The 11,696-nt window shown below is 63.3% G+C and carries 14 protein-coding genes and 1 pseudogene; 8 read left to right on the top strand and 7 right to left on the bottom strand.

Annotation, left to right across the window (positions count from 1 at the left end):
* The 5 genes and pseudogenes from ABZ717_RS15315 to ABZ717_RS15295 form a co-directional block, all read left to right on the top strand.
* A pseudogene (locus ABZ717_RS15315) lies at positions 1-133 on the top strand (IS5/IS1182 family transposase); the annotation flags it as partial.
* Positions 134-145: 12 nt separating this feature from the next.
* Positions 146-1,009, top strand: a complete 864-nt coding sequence (locus ABZ717_RS15310) for a hypothetical protein (protein WP_358510088.1) — start codon at positions 146-148, stop codon at positions 1,007-1,009.
* A gap of 69 nt (positions 1,010-1,078) precedes the next feature.
* Positions 1,079-1,687 carry a hypothetical protein gene (locus ABZ717_RS15305; protein WP_358510085.1) on the top strand — a complete coding sequence of 203 codons (609 nt, stop codon included), beginning with the start codon at positions 1,079-1,081 and terminating at the stop codon, positions 1,685-1,687.
* Positions 1,688-2,051: 364 nt separating this feature from the next.
* Positions 2,052-2,558: a flavoprotein gene (locus ABZ717_RS15300; protein WP_358510082.1), complete on the top strand. Its 507-nt coding sequence runs from the start codon at positions 2,052-2,054 to the stop codon at positions 2,556-2,558.
* A 14-nt stretch (positions 2,559-2,572) separates the two neighbouring features.
* Positions 2,573-2,896: a helix-turn-helix transcriptional regulator gene (locus ABZ717_RS15295; protein ID WP_358510079.1), complete on the top strand. Its 324-nt coding sequence runs from the start codon at positions 2,573-2,575 to the stop codon at positions 2,894-2,896.
* Positions 2,897-3,258: 362 nt separating this feature from the next.
* Here ABZ717_RS15295 and ABZ717_RS15290 read toward each other — a convergent pair whose 3' ends face one another.
* From ABZ717_RS15290 to ABZ717_RS15270, 5 genes are all read right to left on the bottom strand, one after another.
* The gene (locus ABZ717_RS15290; RefSeq protein WP_358510076.1) at positions 3,259-3,882 is read right to left on the bottom strand and encodes a phosphotransferase; all 624 of its coding nucleotides are present in this window, start codon (positions 3,880-3,882) and stop codon (positions 3,259-3,261) included.
* A gap of 193 nt (positions 3,883-4,075) precedes the next feature.
* Positions 4,076-4,984 carry an aldo/keto reductase gene (locus ABZ717_RS15285; protein WP_358510073.1) on the bottom strand — a complete coding sequence of 303 codons (909 nt, stop codon included), beginning with the start codon at positions 4,982-4,984 and terminating at the stop codon, positions 4,076-4,078.
* On the bottom strand, positions 4,981-6,165 hold the full coding sequence (locus ABZ717_RS15280; RefSeq protein ID WP_358510070.1) for a cupin domain-containing protein: 1,185 nt from the start codon (positions 6,163-6,165) through the stop codon (positions 4,981-4,983). Before ABZ717_RS15280 ends, ABZ717_RS15285 begins: the two co-directional genes overlap by 4 nt.
* 16 nt (positions 6,166-6,181) lie before the next feature.
* Complete coding sequence (locus ABZ717_RS15275) at positions 6,182-6,343, bottom strand: hypothetical protein (protein ID WP_358510067.1); 162 nt, start codon at positions 6,341-6,343, stop codon at positions 6,182-6,184.
* 208 nt (positions 6,344-6,551) lie between these two features.
* Positions 6,552-7,019 (bottom strand): ATP-binding protein, encoded by a 468-nt coding sequence (locus tag ABZ717_RS15270; protein ID WP_358510093.1) that lies wholly within the window; start codon positions 7,017-7,019, stop codon positions 6,552-6,554.
* Between the two features lie 243 nt (positions 7,020-7,262).
* Between ABZ717_RS15270 and ABZ717_RS15265 the strand changes: the two genes are divergently transcribed.
* A complete protein-coding gene (locus ABZ717_RS15265) occupies positions 7,263-8,108 on the top strand; it encodes a helix-turn-helix transcriptional regulator (protein ID WP_358510064.1) in 846 nt (281 codons plus the stop codon).
* On the top strand, positions 8,105-8,308 hold the full coding sequence (locus ABZ717_RS15260) for a DUF397 domain-containing protein (RefSeq protein ID WP_358510061.1): 204 nt from the start codon (positions 8,105-8,107) through the stop codon (positions 8,306-8,308). The genes ABZ717_RS15265 and ABZ717_RS15260 overlap by 4 nt, the downstream gene beginning before the upstream one ends.
* A gap of 331 nt (positions 8,309-8,639) precedes the next feature.
* On the opposite strand, the gene ABZ717_RS15255 is transcribed toward ABZ717_RS15260, so the two are convergent.
* Together ABZ717_RS15255 and ABZ717_RS15250 are read right to left on the bottom strand one after the other, a co-directional pair.
* A complete protein-coding gene (locus ABZ717_RS15255) occupies positions 8,640-8,819 on the bottom strand; it encodes a DUF397 domain-containing protein (protein ID WP_358510058.1) in 180 nt (59 codons plus the stop codon).
* A gap of 13 nt (positions 8,820-8,832) precedes the next feature.
* Complete coding sequence (locus ABZ717_RS15250) at positions 8,833-9,723, bottom strand: helix-turn-helix transcriptional regulator (protein ID WP_358510055.1); 891 nt, start codon at positions 9,721-9,723, stop codon at positions 8,833-8,835.
* Positions 9,724-9,909: 186 nt separating this feature from the next.
* Between ABZ717_RS15250 and ABZ717_RS15245 the strand changes: the two genes are divergently transcribed.
* On the top strand, positions 9,910-10,392 hold the full coding sequence (locus tag ABZ717_RS15245) for an ATP-binding protein (protein ID WP_358510052.1): 483 nt from the start codon (positions 9,910-9,912) through the stop codon (positions 10,390-10,392).
* Positions 10,393-11,696: the final 1,304 nt, after the last annotated feature.

Here is an 11,696-nt window from a genome sequence, read left to right as displayed (position 1 = left end):
GGTCGAGCGCACCATGGCCTGGCTGGCCGGATGCCGCCGACTCCATCGTCGCTACGAGCGCAAGGCTGAGCACTTCCTCGCGTTCGCCGGCATCGTCTGCACATTGATTTGCTTCCGCAGACTCACCAAATGAGATGAGCTCTTAATGGACCTGGTCGATGCCCAGACGATGAACGGGTACGCCTACGCCAATAACAGCCCCGCCACCTACTCGGATAGCTCCGGATTGTCGTACTGCACCCATGCGGACGGGATCTGCATGGAGGCGGGTGGGAACACTACCGTCACCTATAAGCATAAGGGTAAGAGCCACGTCGAGACCTGGAACAACCGCCCGAACACCGGTTGGCGAAAGATCACGCACACCAAGTACCACCACACCTCCGCCGGTACTAGCACTAACTACTACAGTTACTACAATGCAGGGCCGAGCAGGTCAGGCTGGAGCGGTTGGAGGATGGTTGGTCCTGCCCCCGAGCCGCTTTTTGTCAACGCAACTGTAACAAAAAAGGATCAAGCTCTTCATGAGGCCGGACAATACCAGACTCCTGATATCTGGCGGCGTTCGGCGAATTGGATCAATGACAATTGGGGCACTATCTCGGCGGTAGGCACGGGGATCGGAATGGTGGCTTGCATGGCCGCATCCTTTGGTATGTGCCTTGCTGTGGGAGGCGCGGTTGTGGGTGCAAAAATTGCTCTAGACGCGTATCAGGGCTGGAATGCTGGCCGTTCTATGCGTTGGGGTGAGCATGCACTCGGACTTGTGGGTGTTGGTGTTGGAGGTGCGTACAGTGGGTGGCTCAATGGTGCAATGAGGTATGGAAGGACAAGCCGGGGGCTGAGAACTCATTTTTCGTTCCGGCGCGTTAAGGATTCTTTCTTTGATAAAAGTCTTAACATTCGAACAAATAGAAATGGGTCATTCGATCCAGCTGGGACGTTCTATGATGGAGCAGGGAATATGTCTTCTATCGTCCTCGGGAATGAGATATCAAGCAGTGGATGACGGTGCCGTCCCTGCTCTTCAGGGTGCCCCGATGTCGGATCATCGAACGGCCGGAGTACGGTTTTTTTAGTGGCCGAAAATGAGATGGGATTATCGACAGTGAAATCGAATAAAGATCGCGTAGTGCGATTTCGTCGGTGGTCATCTGTTGTCTTTGCCTGCGTCGTGTCTGCTTTTTTCGGAGTCCTCTTTATTGGGATTGGGGGGGCGGCAGCTAATTCGGGGGTAATCTATGTAGATGGTGTTGTTGCATTGATCCTAGTGTTGCCATTTGTGTCGGTTTTGATTTGGTTTATCTTTAAACTCTGCATTTTCTCTGGAGTGGATTTGAGTGCAGATAGGGTTACGGTTCGAAATTTTTCCAAAGAGACCGAGATCGATGTCAATATGATCGACTCTGTCAAGTGGAAAGGGGGTATATGTCTTTTGCTGAAAAATAGAACCAAGGTAAAATCTATTGCTTTTCCGGATTCCCTTTTCTCCTTTGTTTTGCAATATAGCAACTTTAGGCGTGTTGCTAACAATATGGATGCGGAGATCAAGCGGAGGTCTCATGGCTTGAGTGCGGTTGATTCTGCTGAAATCCGCCAAATTAAACAGTGGGATCTGCCTTTGTTGGTTACCGTTGGCATGTCCTATTTTTCCTTGTTGGTTTTTTCTTATATTATTTTTTCGTAACTGTCCAGGATTTTTGGTACGAGAGAATGCAGTTTCGGGAACTAGGAACTTACGCTCGGCCAGCCTGCAGGGCTCGGTCAAGTTCCCGAAGGGTCTGGTTCGTAACTGATCCCGAAGAACGGTGACGCTCGTTCGGGTAGGCCTCGGGTCGCGCGGGTGGTCTTGGCGATGTTGTCCGCACTGAGGGTCTTGAGGACACTGATGGCCAGGCCTCGGGGGTCTGCTGCTTGAGGGGTGTCTCGTGCTGGGTGTGATGGAGGGCATGTTGGGTGTCGGGATCGCCTCCCGTCACTCGCTACCAGCCCTCATCTGAGGGTCGAGAAGTGGCGGCTCGCCAGCACGGCCCGCCTCTAGACTCGAGCTCATGCCGAGAACCCTGTATCTGGTGTTGTCCGGAGCCCCCGCGCCGGAAGGGGCGACCGAGCTGGTCCAAGCCCTGCACAGCCACGGTTGGCAGGTGACGGTGTTGTCCACCCCCACGGGCGCGGACTTCCACGATCAGGACCAGTTGGCGGAACTGACAGGCGAACCGGTGCGCGTGGCGTTCCGGATGCCTGGCCAGGGCAAACCCCTTCCTCCCGCCGATGTGGTGTTGGCCTGTCCGCTGACCTTCAACTCCACGAACAAGTTCGCCCAGGGGCTGGCGGACAACTTCGCGATCGCCTTGCTGTGCGAGATGGTCGGATACGGGGTACCCACCGTGGTGGTGCCGCACTGCAAACCCCAGCTCGCCACCCACCCGGCCTTCGTCCGCTCCCTGGAAACGCTGCGCGCAATGGAGCCGGTCACCGTCCTTCACGACCCCGACGCCCCCTATGAGGACCGTCTGCCCTCCTGGCAGCAGGTCATCGACACCGTCAACCGGCTCTGACCGAAAGGCACAGCGTGGACCCCGTCACTCGAGGCCAGACGATCAAACGCGCCCGACGACGGCACGGCTACTCCCAGAGCGTGCTCGCCGGACTCGTGGGACGCTCCGAGTCCTGGCTCTCCCAGGTCGAACGTGGCATCTTGTCGGTGGACTCCCACGAGATCCTCATCCGCCTGGCCCGCGTCCTGCGCCTGGACCTGACCGAGTTGACCGGAACCGAAACCGAGGCGGTCACCGACATGCGCTACGACGCCGCCCGCGCGATCGAGCGGGCCATGATGCGCTACTCCACCCTTCCCCAGCGTTGGACTTATTCCGCATTCGAACGCTTGGGTTGAACCCGGGGGGGCTGAACGTACCCGTCACGTATCATATCCCTCGAGACCGCTCCACTGATTCTTGGAATCGGCGCAGGGTTTCGGTGTGAGCACGCCGTGGGCGATCCACGCCGCGGAGTACGTGGACGAGAACCCGTACATCTGACCGTTCACGGTCAACGCCACCCTCCAGTACATCGTGGCCACGTCTCCCGTGGTGAGGGTGATCGAACGCGGCGAAAGCGTCGATGCCTTCACGGTCGTAGCGGTGTATCGAGTGCTCACCCTGGTGTGAGGGCCTTCCTGGCCCGCAGAGCGGCGTATACGGGTCCGAGTGGGAGGACGGGCAATTTCGTCTCGACAGCGGTCATGAGGTGCTGTTCTCAGCTTTGGGCCGGCATTTTGGTCAGGTGCTGACGTACGTCGGGTTCCAGACGCTTGTGTACGGTGTCGCGCTCTGCGGCTTGGATGATCTCGGCTGCGATCACGAGTTGGGCGAGCCGGCCGCTGGGCGTGTTCAGCACGTCGGCAAAGGCGTTGCGAACCTTCTTGGCCGTCTCCGGCCGGGGCAGTGCGTAAGCGTGCAGGACGGCGGCGTCGTACCCGGCGGGGGCGAGGCCCCACCCTTCCCAGTCGATGATCTCCAGCGGGTCTGAGGTGAGGTTCGCCCAGTGTAGATCTCCATGAGCTGTCTCCCACTTCGGCACGGTCAGGTCCCTTCCCGCCAGTTCGGGGATGAACCGGGGGATGCGGTTGATGAACTCCTGTGTCATGACCTGGCGGCCGAGTGAGGTCGGAGTTTCACGGAGCTGGTCCATGCCATTGCGCAGTTCTCGCCACCAGCGGCCGGACACAGGGGGAGGACCGGTCAAGTAGGGGAACTCCGACAGCACCTGTCCTTTGAGGTGTTCCCATAGCTGAGCCTGGAATGCCTGATCGGCACGCTTTTCGGTCCATGCGTGCTCACCGAGCAGTGTTGGACGCGGTATCGCCTCGTCCAACAACACGTCTGCGAGTCCGGGGCCCTCCCACCGTTTCCCGCCTGGTCGAGGTGCGCTGTTCAGCCGCAACCAGGCGGGGACACCTTTGAAGGAGACCGGCCCGCTGATCGTTCTCCCGACCACCCCTCCGCGCAGCTCGGCTCCGGGATCGACCGCGACACTGAGAGCGCGAGCTGCATGGTGCCATCGAGGGATCAGGTCAGGGGACGGAGGCGAGGAGGTCACAGATCTCCTTGAGTCGGAGCGGAGACAACGGGTGGGAAGCGGCCACGTCGGCAGCCTCGTACCAGTGTCCGGCCTGGGTGGTGCTGACCAGCAGGCCGGTGAGTCCTGGTGTTGAGGCGGCGACTTTGAGAGCGGCCTGCGCGCCTGTGGAACCGGAGGAGACGTAGTCGGCCAGACGGTCATTGATGTGTGGGATGAGGTCCCCACCGTGGAGCGGAGCGGACCCCCACACCTCCAATCCTGCCTGCTCAGCCGCAGGGATGGGGCCCTGTTGGATCAGAGCTTCACGGAGGGGTTCGACCTCCACCATGGACACGGGCAACTGGATGGCGGACAGGCCTGTTCGAGACCCACCCGCCGCTTCCCGCGCGAGTCGCAACAGCTCAGGGACGGTGAACATGTCTTCGCTGAATCCGCTCCACGTGGCGATGCCGTAGCCGAGCAGAGTACCCGCGTCCCGTTCTTCTTCCAGAGCGAAGAACGCACGCCGGATGCCGGCGTGCAAAGCTTCCCGATCTCCGGTGCGGTGTTCGGGGCTGTGGAGGTACACCAGATCCAGACTCCTGCGTTGCAACTCTGCCCGAGACATCGCCACCTGATGGGTCACGTAGTCCGGGGTGATGCTGTGTCGCCGCAAGGCGTCGGCTTCGGAGATCACCCCGCTGGACAGTGCCGCCCAAGCCTGGTTGGTCGTCATGTGACCGACTTTGGTGGCGATCCGCATGTGCGGGTGTGCCGCGAGTACGGGCGCGATGGATGCCTGGTGGGTTCCGTCCCCGTAGACCGGGGCCGTATCGATGAGGGGACACCCGGCCGCAGCCGCGATGCTCGCCGAGGTGACGGCATCGCGGCTGCGGTAGGTGCCCAGGCCGAGCAAGGTCATCCTTCTTCGCCTTCCCAGACAAGGGCACCGTCCTCCAACAGCCTGCGGAGAAGGCCGACGAGGGTCTCCCGTGGGATGCCGGGGTCGAGCCGGCACAGTTCCTTCACCGTGGCGCTGTGCTGTTCGTCCAGATGGGAGAGCAGCGGGAAGACCTGGGCGGCGAATGTCCAGCGTCGTCCCTGAGCGAGATAGGTGAGGCTGCCCCCGGTCATGCTCAGGGTGCCTCGCTTGGTCGCCAGGCGCAGCCGAGTGGAATCGGTGAGCTCTCCGGTTACGGCGATGGGCAGGCTGAACGCCGCGCGAGCCGTGGCGGTCTCGTTCTGTCGCCCCCAGTACGCGCGCACCACGTCCGGGTCCTGGAACCGGGCGGTGATGAGCTCGGACATTCGGTAGGACCAGTTCGAGAACTGGCGGGGGTCACGCGGGACGTCGGTGCGGACCTCGTCGTGTTCGACCATGCCGGCGGTCAGCCAGGTGAGGAAGTCGGCTCCGGTTGTAGTGTTCAGCCCGCAGGTCAGGTGGAGGCTGGGTTCGCCTTCGGAGGCGGCGACCGCGTGCCAACAGCCTCGGGGGACATGGAGGATGTCGCCGGGTGCCATGACGAACTCGTCGATGGGGACGGTGGGAGCGGCCTCCTCGAACTCGACGTCGTTGTGCAAGGGGGCGGTCCGGGTGGTTCCGTAGATGCGCCACCGTTTGCGCCCCGCAACCTGGAACACGAGCACGTCATGGTCGTCCCAATGGATGCCGAACCCCTCCCTGGGTGTCCAGGAGGCGTAGGCGTTGGTCTGGATTCCGGTGCCCAGCCAGGACTCCAGACCGGAGACCGTCTCACCGATGGGCGAGTGCATCTCGTCGATCGCGTCCACCACCAGCGTCGCGCCCTCGCGGAGCTGTTGGTGGAACAGGTGGGGGGCGGGAGCGTCCCAGTCCGGCATGCGTCGGTAGCGGCGCCGCTGTGTATAGCGGCCCACGTCGATGCTCTCTCCAGCGGACAGGCGCAGGCGAGGGCTGTTCAGGCGTTGGGTTGCCAGGAGCCGGTTCAGGTCCTGCCAGGTGAGCAGGTGCGTGAAGACGTCGGTGGCGTTGTCGGGGGCGGGGTAGCGCCGGTGGTGGCGGCCGAGCACCTGGGCGGGGAACGAGTCCCCGCCCAGACGGCCGCTGATCAGGTCAGCGGACAAGATTGTGCCTCAGTTCCTAGTGGAAGCCGTCGTTGGTGTCGGAGCGGCCGGTACCGCCACCGTCGGAGGGCTGGTCGCCACGCGAGCGCAGGGTGGCGATCTCCTCCACCGACACCAGCAGGTCGTCCACAGCGGTTGGGGGAGTCGAGACGGGGGCGTGCGTGTTGACAACGGTCATGCTGTTTCTCCTTCGTTGTGGTTGTGACGTGTTCGGGTAGACGCAGGGGAGGTGCGCGTGCCGGGGGAAGAAGTACGCATGGCTTGGTGAACATCGGTGCTCAATCCCGGGATGTGGTGAGCGAGCAGGTTGGAAGGGTGTGACGGGTCGGGGCACACCCGAGGGGAGGGTGTTTCCCGAGACTGGTTCACTGCACGGCCACGCCTGGTCACAGCGCGGCTGTGGCGCGCAGGTCGGAGCGGTGCACCACCGCCCACACGGTGAGCGGTTCGCCGATGCTGCCGAGTACCCCGAAGCGTCGGCTGATTCCCTGCACGAGGGCCAGGCCTCGGCCGTCTTCCGCGTCGGCTTCGGAGACCTGGACGGAGGGGAAGCACAGGCGCGAACCGGGACGTGGCCCCTGGTCCAGGACACCGATACGGATCACGGAGTTTCCAAGGAAGGCCACCTGCAGGGTGAGAAAGCCGCCTTCGTCCCCAGAAGCGGAGTGCGTACAGGCGTTGGCGGTGAGTTCAGCCACCAGCAGTTCGAGGAGGTCCGCTTCGGTGGTCGGGAGCCCGGTCACGTGGCGAACCCAGGCGCGGGCTTCGCGTACGGCCGGTGATGCCGAGCTGAAACAGGCTGCGTGACGCCGACCAGAACAACGGGAGAGCTGACCGGTGGAGTACCCGGGCACACGCCGGGGAAGTCGAGGCGTCACCACTGTCGAGGGTACGGAGATCGTCGCTGCGTGCACTGGTCCACCACCTGCGTTAGCCGTGCTCTGAGTTCAGAGTTCCGGAGTCGGTTCGGATTCTCATGGTGAGGTGCGGAATTACGCAGGTAAAGATGCCTGTCAGTACTCCGGAACTATCGCGATCACTGCGGAACTTGTGGGAATCAGTCGACGCTGAGTGGAATTCTGAGACAGGCTGTGCACATGCCCTCCAGCGACACCACGAAAACAGACAAAAGGGTTCTTATTGCCTACGGGGCTGAGGTGCGGCGGTTGCGCAAGGAGTCCGGATTCACCCAGACCTCGCTGGCCAAGAAGGTGAGCTCCTCGAAGACAGGGGTCTCCGACCTCGAACGCGGGCTCGTGACGCCCTCCGCGCAACTCCGCGACGGCCTGGACAAGGCCCTGGCTCCCGGAAAACTGAAACACCTCTGGAAGGAGCTCACCGGTTCCGGCGGTGAGATCTGGAAGTTCGAGATCGCCGGGATGATCGACAGCGCCGCGGCCGTCTATGAGTACGAGATCATGGTCTTCCCGGCCTACATGCAGACACAGGAGTACGCCCGAGCACTCATCAGGTACGCGGCCCCCTGGCTCCCGTCCAACGAGGTAGACGCACGGGCCAGGGAACGTGCCGAACGCGCGGTCAAGATCGCTGCCGCCCCGACGCCCCGCATCTGGGCGGTCCTGGACGAGTCCATCCTCAGCCGAAGGTACGGTTCCGCTGAGATCGTGCGGGAGCAACTGGAACACGTGGTGGCACTCGCCGAAAGTGAACGTGTCAGCATCCAGATCGTCCCCGCCTCGGAACCTCGACATCCCGGTAATTCGGGAGCCTTTAAGCTGATTACCACGGATTACATCCCGGAGGTGCTCGTTGCGGAGTCCATCCGTGAAGGACAGGTGATCACCAACACGGTGGAGGTCGCCAACTATCGGATGGCCTACACCGCGCTACAAGGAGTAGCCGGCAGCCCGGAGCAGTCCCTCGCCAGGATCCGGGAAGAAGTGGAGCGGCTCCGTAATGAGCAAAAGAGGTTGGAGCGATGAACAAGTCACCGGTGTCACCTGGTACGGACTGGCATAAGAGCAGTTACAGCAACGGGGGCACCAACTGTTTGGAGGCCCGTGAGGGCGCTCGAGGAACGGATGTTCGCGATTCGCAGCACCCCGGCCTCGGCCACCTTCGATTCGCCCCGCCGGAGTGGGTCGGCTTCCTGCAGGGCGTGAAAGCCCATCGCCGCACGTAGCAGCACCTACCGCCCCGGAGTCTCGTTGATCCGGGGCGCTCCGTTGTTCCGTGTGTCGTAACGACGAGAGCGACCGCGTGTTCGCAGGCGAGGCGAGCTCTCCGCTTTCCCCATCCGTCGGTTGCTTTCGTTCCGGTGCAGACGAACCTCCAGGATCGGCTTTTTCAGGCGCGACCTCGAGCTCCGCCTGGCCCTGTCCCGGTGGGGACTCACCGAGCCCTGGTGGTGCGTACGCCCGCTCCTGCCCGAGCTCGTCGGAGGCCGAGACAGGACGGCGCCCAGCGCGCACCTTCTCTTCCTCCGTGAACACCTGGAATGGGTGGCTCCAGCGTCAGTTCGCTCTGATCCCGGACAGGAAGTCGGCCCAGGCCTGGGTGGGGAAACCCAGTACGTCCAGGTGGGGGTTCTGGTTGTCGCGGACCAGCGTGCTGGGGCCTTCGGAAACCTCCACGCAGGTTCCGTGCTCGTTGCTGTAGCTCGACTTGTGCCAGGGCGTCGTCTTGTCGTTCATGTGGGGACCTTCCTCAGGGGAGTTCGGTGATCCGGGCACGGATCAGGTCGCGGGAGCGTTCGGGGGAAGCGGCCGCGGCCCGCAGGTGCTGGGACCTGAGTTCATGGTGTTGCACATCCTCCTGGGCGTCGAACAGCAACCCCTGGGGTGGGACGTCCACATGGCCCACGCGGTCGTCGCCGATCCACAGCAGGGAGAAGCCGTAGTTCAGGCTCATGCCCTCGGACTGCGGGAGCACTTGGAGGTTGATCGTGGGGTGCTCGCTCAGCTCCAGGAGGTGCTGGAGCTGGGTGCGCATCACCTTGTTACTACCGATCTGGCAGGTGAGGACGGGTTCGTCGATCACCCACCACATCTGCGGGGGAGCCTCACGCCGCAGGATGCTGCGGGTTCGCTCCACACGGGCTTCCAACCTGCGTTCGCGTTCGGCTTCGTCGGGCACCGCGCCTCGTTCCATGAGGGCCCGGACGTAGTCGGGGTGTTGGGCCAGGCCGCCGAACAGCCCGAGCGTGTATTCGAAGATCTGCTCGGCCTCGTACTCCAACGGGTAGTACGCACCGCCGGGGACGTCCTCGTAGGCGTTCCACCAGGCTGCGGACCGGTTGCGGCTGGCGGCCTTGGCGATGTGGGCGAGCTCTTCGCGGAGTTCGTCAGGGGCCTTGTAGAGGCGGCACAGGGCGTCGATCTCCGGTCCGCTCAGCCGTTTCCACTTGCCGTTCTCCATCCGGGAGACCTTGGACTTGTGCCAGCCCATCGCCTCGGCGGCCTCCTCCTGGGAGAGCCCGGTCTGGGTGCGTAGCCGTTTGAGCCGGCTGACCAGGTAGTGCCGTCGGGCGGGTGAACCGTGGACCGGAGTGCCCTCGGGCATCTCCACCTCCTGTCGTCGCTGTGCTGGCGTTGTCATCTTCCCACTGAAAAAGAAGCACGCATCGTTACTCATTGTACGCATATCAACTTGCTGCGCTTGTAATTTGCGTTGTTGCAAATCAATATGGACCTACCGCAGATCGATAGCCGAACCGGTGGGAGACCTGCGGTGCCGATTCAGAGGTGACACGGGTTCAGAAGCGAACAGACGAGGTGGTGCTGGATGAGCGGGGTCATGTGCACGTGGAGGCGTCCGAGGGCGGCGGACGTGGGGCTCGCGCGAGCGCTGGTCGACCAGGCGTTGGCAACGGCCGAGATCGGTGAGGCCGGGCGAGGCGTGGCCCGACTGGCGGTAAGCGAGGCGTTCACCAACGCGCTGGTGCACGGCCGACCCGAGGTCGGGGTGGAGGTGTGGGCACGGTCGGGGCATTGCGGAGTGATCGAGGTGTACGACGCCGAACCGACCCTCCCGTGCTTCCCCGAGAGCGGGGAACTGGTGGGGCTCCTCAGTGAGCACGGGCGGGGGCTGGCTCTCATCCAGGCCTTCACCCGGCAGGTGTGCGGGGTCTACCGCTGTGGCCAGGGCAAGCGGGTGTGGTTCGCGGTGGACTGCGATGGGGCTGAGCTCAACGCCGCAGAGGTGCGCGGCCTGGTCGAGGAGCGTGCCCGTCGCCGGCTTCCCGTGCCCACGATGCCCGTGATCTGAGCCGGATGACGACGGGAAGTGCAGCTCGGCTCTTCAGGGCCGATGTCGCCCGTGGTCTTCACGAACCAGACGAGATGAGGTGCCCCGGCTGGTGAGGCAACACCGGCCGGGGCTTGAAAACCCCCGGATGAGCAGGAGGAGATCGTGGAAAAGCATAGCGGGCGACACCGCAAGCGCCGACAGGGCTGGGGTGCACATCTGCGTTGGGCCCTCGGGGTGGTGCTCGCCGTCTTGTTCTGCAGCCCTACCGGGCGCAGTGCTCGACTCGCGGTCGAGGTCCGTCCACCACTGTCAGCGTGGCGTCCGGATGGAGGCCGTGAACCTGACCTGGACAGGGTTGTGGGCCAGGTGCGGGTGAAGGTTCCTCGGCCCCGTGCTGGGGAAGCGCACACGGACCCGCACACGGCTGGTCCGCCCCACCGGCGGGAGTTGTACACGGGTCGACACGGGTGGTGTGAGGACGATGACGGGGTGCGCGGCGTGCGCCTCTACCTGGCCGTGCACGAGAAGAACCAGCATGTCCGGCGTCGCGCGAAGCCGGTGTCACCGGCACCCCGCCGAGAGGGCACGGTTCCCGGGGCCACAGGAGTGGGTGGTGCTGAGCTGCCTCTTGATATGAGTGACTTGGCCGCAGTGGTGCGTCAGTGGCAGGCGCTGCGGCAGCCCGTGGCCTGACCTCGCACAGAAGCGTCCAGGGCCGTTCCCTTCCAGGGGCGGCCCTGTTGTGATGGCCTGGTCCGCCAGTACTGGAGATGGCGGGGTCGTGGGGGCCTGTCGACGTCGTCGACCGACGCGGTGCCGGTGAGTGAGATCCACTCGGTGGTCACCCGCACGGGCTGAGTGCGGCGTACGAGGGCGGTGGGGGATGGCAGTAGTGCTCAAGATGACGAATTCCGAAGAAAACTTGTGAGGGTGTTTCTTCGACGAATCGACACCACACTGTCGTGCTGGAAATGATCGAAGAAACGAAACCCATCATCCGATTCAAGGAGGGTTCTCCAGGTCGTCCCACACTCGAAGTCCTCGGACCCAGGTCTGTGTTGAGGGGCCTGTGAGAGCCAGTGAATCAGTACTCCAACGCACCCTCCACCGATCACTCCAACGACCCCTCCCGCCCTGTGGACCCCCCTGAAACACTCATTATCGCAGGTCAGGGCCGATTTTAGGGGTGTGACTCACGTCCAGACTTATACCCAGTGGGTAGTCACCTTCACGTAGGGGGCGGCGGCCCCCGGCGGTGGCCCCTTGGCCACTCGCCCCATGCGCCCCCTTCTGGTCCCTCCCCAGCCCGCCCCTCTGCCCCT

The sequence above is a fragment of the Nocardiopsis sp. NPDC006832 genome (genome assembly GCF_040635885.1).
Classification (GTDB): Bacteria; Actinomycetota; Actinomycetes; order Streptosporangiales; family Streptosporangiaceae; genus Nocardiopsis.
The sequence above is the reverse complement of the archived record's forward strand: the minus strand, read 5'-3'. Positions and strand labels throughout refer to the sequence as shown.

Excerpts from the sequence above, each read along its gene's own strand:
- ABZ717_RS15310 (WP_358510088.1), top strand. The coding sequence starts at position 146 with ATGGACCTGGTCGATGCCCAGACGATGAACGGGTACGCCTACGCCAAT.
- ABZ717_RS15300 (WP_358510082.1), top strand. The coding sequence starts at position 2,052 with ATGCCGAGAACCCTGTATCTGGTGTTGTCCGGAGCCCCCGCGCCGGAA.
- ABZ717_RS15285 (WP_358510073.1), bottom strand. The coding sequence starts at position 4,984 with ATGACCTTGCTCGGCCTGGGCACCTACCGCAGCCGCGATGCCGTCACC.
- ABZ717_RS15275 (WP_358510067.1), bottom strand. The coding sequence starts at position 6,343 with ATGACCGTTGTCAACACGCACGCCCCCGTCTCGACTCCCCCAACCGCT.
- ABZ717_RS15265 (WP_358510064.1), top strand. The coding sequence starts at position 7,263 with ATGCCCTCCAGCGACACCACGAAAACAGACAAAAGGGTTCTTATTGCC.
- ABZ717_RS15260 (WP_358510061.1), top strand. The coding sequence starts at position 8,105 with ATGAACAAGTCACCGGTGTCACCTGGTACGGACTGGCATAAGAGCAGT.
- ABZ717_RS15255 (WP_358510058.1), bottom strand. The coding sequence starts at position 8,819 with ATGAACGACAAGACGACGCCCTGGCACAAGTCGAGCTACAGCAACGAG.
- ABZ717_RS15250 (WP_358510055.1), bottom strand. The coding sequence starts at position 9,723 with ATGACAACGCCAGCACAGCGACGACAGGAGGTGGAGATGCCCGAGGGC.
- ABZ717_RS15245 (WP_358510052.1), top strand. The coding sequence starts at position 9,910 with ATGAGCGGGGTCATGTGCACGTGGAGGCGTCCGAGGGCGGCGGACGTG.